Source organism: Arthrobacter sp. 35/47 (assembly GCF_000520475.1).
Lineage (GTDB): Bacteria > Actinomycetota > Actinomycetes > Actinomycetales > Micrococcaceae > Arthrobacter_D > Arthrobacter_D subterraneus.
Genome location: NZ_KI914593.1, coordinates 57301 through 58819, shown reverse-complemented (window position 1 = coordinate 58819; position 1519 = coordinate 57301). Strand labels below are relative to the sequence as shown.

The 1519-nt window shown below is 68.8% G+C and carries 1 protein-coding gene and 3 pseudogenes; all 4 read right to left on the bottom strand.

From position 1 onward, the window contains the following. Positions 1 to 309, bottom strand: a 309-nt coding sequence (locus X803_RS18645) for a molybdopterin-dependent oxidoreductase (RefSeq protein WP_156930013.1), incomplete at its 3' end; no start/stop codon positions are given. A gap of 1 nt (position 310) precedes the next feature. Further along, positions 311 to 775, bottom strand: a pseudogene (locus X803_RS22720) (MFS transporter); the annotation flags it as partial. Further along, positions 764 to 1066: pseudogene (locus X803_RS22715) on the bottom strand (nitrite reductase); the annotation flags it as partial. The pseudogenes X803_RS22720 and X803_RS22715, both read right to left, overlap by 12 nt. Position 1067: 1 nt before the next feature. Next, positions 1068 to 1519: pseudogene (locus X803_RS21430) on the bottom strand (MFS transporter); the annotation flags it as partial.

The following is a 1519-nucleotide window of genomic DNA, read 5'->3' as shown; positions in this document are numbered from 1 at the left end:
TCCCACCGCTTCCGCCCCGTACCGGGACCGGGTCGCCAGGACCCGGTCCCGGATGATTTCCAGCGCACGGTCCCAGGAGATCGGGCGGTGCACACCGTCGTCGTCCTTCAGAAGCGGCTCACGCACGCGGTAAGGGTGCTTGAGCAGCTCCGTGGACGTCCACCCCTTGCGGCACAGGCCACCCCGGTTGGTGGGGAAGTCCCGGCCGCTCACCTCCACGGACTCAGGACCGGTGGAGGTGAGCGTCATGGCGCACTGCAGGGCGCAGTACGGGCAATGGGTAGCTGTAGCCGAAGCGGAACCGCACATCTCAGACGTGCCCCACGCTTGAGGTGCTGCGGCGCAGGTAGAAGAACCAGGTCACCACGAGCATCAGGGCGTAGGCGCCGACGAATCCGTAGAACGCAGAGTCGTACGAGCCGGTGGCGCCCTTGGACGCGTTCAGCACCTGCGGAATGACGAAGCCGCCGTAGGCGCCGATCGCGGAGATGAGGCCCAGCGCAGCGGCAGCCTTGCGGCCGGTGCTCATGGTGCTCATCGACCGTCCACGGAGGGCGAAGATCACCGGGATCATGCGGTAGGTGGAGCCGTTGCCGGACCCGGCGGCCGCGAAGAGCACCAGGAACAGGCCCAGGAAGAGCCAGAAGTTGCCCAGCGGGAGCGTCCACACCACGGTGAGTGCGGCCAGCGCCATGACGGCGAAGGCGCAGACCGTGATCCGTGCGCCGCCCCAGCGGTCGGCGAGGCGGCCGCCGTACGGCCGGGCTTCCGCCCCGTACCGGGACCGGGTCGCCAGGACCCGGTCCCGGATGATTTCCAGCGCACGGTCCCAGGAGATCGGGCGGTGCACACCGTCGTCGTCCTTCAGAAGCGGCTCACGCACGCGGTAAGGGTGCTTGAGCAGCTCCGTGGACGTCCACCCCTTGCGGCACAGGCCACCCCGGTTGGTGGGGAAGTCCCGGCCGCTCACCTCCACGGACTCAGGACCGGTGGAGGTGAGCGTCATGGCGCACTGCAGGGCGCAGTACGGGCAATGGGTAGCTGTAGCCGAAGCGGAACCGCACATCTCAGACGTGCCCCACGCTTGAGGTGCTGCGGCGCAGGTAGAAGAACCAGGTCACCACGAGCATCAGGGCGTAGGCGCCGACGAATCCGTAGAACGCAGAGTCGTACGAGCCGGTGGCGCCCTTGGACGCGTTCAGCACCTGCGGAATGACGAAGCCGCCGTAGGCGCCGATCGCGGAGATGAGGCCCAGCGCAGCGGCAGCCTTGCGGCCGGTGCTCATGGTGCTCATCGACCGTCCACGGAGGGCGAAGATCACCGGGATCATGCGGTAGGTGGAGCCGTTGCCGGACCCGGCGGCCGCGAAGAGCACCAGGAACAGGCCCAGGAAGAGCCAGAAGTTGCCCAGCGGGAGCGTCCACACCACGGTGAGTGCGGCCAGCGCCATGACGGCGAAGGCGCAGACCGTGATCCGTGCGCCGCCCCAGCGGTCGGCGAGGCGGCCGCCGTACGGCG